Here is a 3,013-nt window from a genome sequence, read left to right on the forward strand (position 1 = left end):
AGCTCGAGCGGGGGCAGTTGCTCTTTGAGGAAGAGTACATAGCGATGATCGAGCAGTATGGCGACGAGTTCAAGGCCAAGATGGGCGCGGAGGCCATCCACGAGATGCTGAGCACCCTCGACTTGGAAGCCGAGATCGCCTCCCTGAAAGAGCAGCTCGAAAAGACCGATTCCGACACCAAGCTGCACAAGCTGTACAAAAGGTTGAAACTGCTTAAGGCGTTCCAGTCGTCGGGCAACCGCCCGGAATGGATGATCCTGAAAGTGCTGCCCGTACTGCCGCCCGAGCTGCGGCCGTTGGTGCCGCTCGAGGGAGGGCGCTTCGCCACCTCTGACCTGAACGACCTCTACCGGCGCGTGATCAACCGCAACAATCGGCTGAAGCGCCTGCTTGAATTAAGCGCCCCGGAGATCATCGTGCGCAACGAGAAGCGCATGCTGCAAGAAGCGGTGGACGCCTTGCTGGATAACGGGCGGCGCGGCCGCACCATCACCGGCGCCAACAAATTGCCCTTGAAATCGCTGGCGGACGTGATTAAGGGCAAGCAGGGGCGCTTCCGCCAGAATCTTCTGGGCAAGCGGGTGGACTACTCCGGCAGGTCCGTGATCGTCGTCGGCCCGACCTTGAAACTGCATCAGTGCGGCCTCCCGAAAAAGATGGCGCTGGAATTGTTCCGGCCGCTGATCTACAGCAAGCTGGAATTTCAGGACATGGCCAACACCATCAAGGCGGCGAAGAAGATAGTGGAACGCGAAGTGCCGGAGGTGTGGGACGTGCTGGAAAAAGTGATCCGCCAGCACCCGGTGTTGCTGAACCGCGCCCCCACGCTGCACCGGCTGGGGATCCAGTCCTTCGAGCCCGTCTTGATCGAAGGCAAAGCGATTCAGCTGCATCCCCTGGTGTGCACGGCGTTTAACGCGGACTTTGACGGCGACCAGATGGCCGTGCATGTGCCGCTGTCTCTGGAGGCGCAGCTGGAGGCGCGCGTCCTGATGATGTCCACCAACAACATATTGTCGCCGGCGAATGGCGAACCGATTATCGTGCCGACGCAGGACGTGGTCCTCGGTCTCTACTACCTGACGCGCGAATCGAAGACCGCCAGGGGCACGGGCATGGTCTTCGCCGGCCCGGACGAAGTGATCCGCGCCTACGAGAGCGAGCTCGTTGACTTGCACGCCAGGATTATCGTCCGCATGCGCGCCGACGGCGCCGACGGCGCCGACGAGGCGGCGGACGGCGCGGGAGAAGGCTCGGCGGTCCGCCGCGTGGAGACCACGGTCGGGCGCATCATTCTCTCCGGCGTCCTGCCCGAGGGATTGCCGTTTTCCCTTATAGACCGGGTGATGGACAAGAAATCCGTTTCCAGCCTCATAGACACCTGCTACCGCCGTCTCGGGCTGAAAAAGACGGTGGTATTCGCCGACCGGCTGATGTACCTCGGCTTTACCCACTCGACCCGCGCCGGCATCTCCATTGGCGTTGACGACATGGTAATTCCCGGACGCAAGGCCGAGATCGTCCGCGAAGCCGAGGAGCGGGTGAAGGACTACGCCCGCCAATACAACTCCGGTCTGATCACCGACGGCGAGCGCTACAACAAAGTCGTGGACATCTGGTCCCGCGCCAACGACAAGGTCGCCAACGCGATGATGCGGGAACTGGGCATGGAGGCGGTCGCGGACGAAGACGGCGGCCGGCCGGTCGAACAGCAATCCTTCAACTCCATATTCATGATGGCCGACTCCGGCGCCCGCGGCTCGGCGCAGCAGATCCGCCAGTTGGCCGGCATGCGCGGATTGATGGCCAAGCCCGACGGCTCGATCATCGAGACGCCCATCACCGCCAACTTCCGCGAGGGGCTGGATGTGTTGCAGTACTTCATTTCCACGCACGGCGCCCGCAAGGGTCTTGCCGACACGGCTCTGAAGACGGCGAATTCCGGATACCTGACCCGGCGTCTTGCCGATGTGGCCCAGGATCTGGTCGTGACGGAGCAGGATTGCGGCACCCGACAGGGGTTGACGGTACGCTCCTTGATCGAGGGCGGGGAGATCGTGGAAACGCTGCAAGAGCGGGTGCTGGGCCGGGTGCTGGCCCGGGATGCCGCCGACCCCAATACCGGGGAGATCGTAGTGGCCGCCGGCGAATTGCTGGACGAGACCAAGGTGGCGATCCTGGACCGATGCGGCCTGGACGAAGTGATCGTGCGCTCTCCCATCACCTGCGACACCCGGCACGGCATTTGCGTTACCTGTTACGGGCGCGACCTGGCCCGCGGCCACCTGGTGAACATCAACGAGGCGGTGGGAGTCGTGGCCGCCCAGTCCATCGGCGAACCGGGCACCCAGCTGACCATGCGCACCTTCCATATCGGCGGCGCCGCCTCCCGTGCCGCCGCCGCCAGCAGCACGGAGATCAAGCATGGGGGCACGTTGCGCTGGCACAATCTGAAGGCCCTGCCTCGGGAAGAGGGGGGCCACGTAGCGATATCGCACTCCGGCGAAGTGCTGGTGCTGGACGCGCAAGGCCGCGAGTGCGAGCGCTACAAGCTCCCCTACGGAGCCGTGCTCACCGCCGCTTCCGGAGACAAGGTGCGGCCCGGCCAGACGGTGGCCAGTTGGGACCCGCACACGCACCCGGTGATCACCGAAGTCTCCGGCCAGGTCAAGTTCGACGATGTCGTCCAGGGCGTCACCGTGGAACACAAAATGGACGAGGTCACCGGCTTGGAAAACATCGTAGTGCTCGACTCCAAGAAGCGCACCGCGGCGACCAGGGAACTCCGCCCCACGATCAAGCTCATCGGCAAGGACGGCGAGGACCTGAAGATACCGGGCACCGACCTGCCTGCCCACTACCCCCTCCCTGCCAAGGCAATGATCAACATTCAGGATGGAGACCCGGTGGGCGTCGGCGCGGTGATCGCCAAGATTCCCCAGGAAGTGCTGAAGACCCGGGACATCACCGGCGGCTTGCCGCGGGTTGCCGATCTGTTCGAGGCGCGCAAACC

General features: G+C 63.7%; 1 protein-coding gene. It reads left to right on the forward strand.

Annotated features, from left to right (window positions below; genetic code table 11):
- The coding region (gene rpoC, locus OXU43_06605) for a DNA-directed RNA polymerase subunit beta' (GenBank protein MDD9824823.1) at positions 1–3,013 on the forward strand (3,013 nt) is incomplete at both ends.

This window comes from Gammaproteobacteria bacterium, from assembly GCA_028817255.1.
GTDB lineage: Bacteria > Pseudomonadota > Gammaproteobacteria > Porifericomitales > Porifericomitaceae > Porifericomes > Porifericomes azotivorans.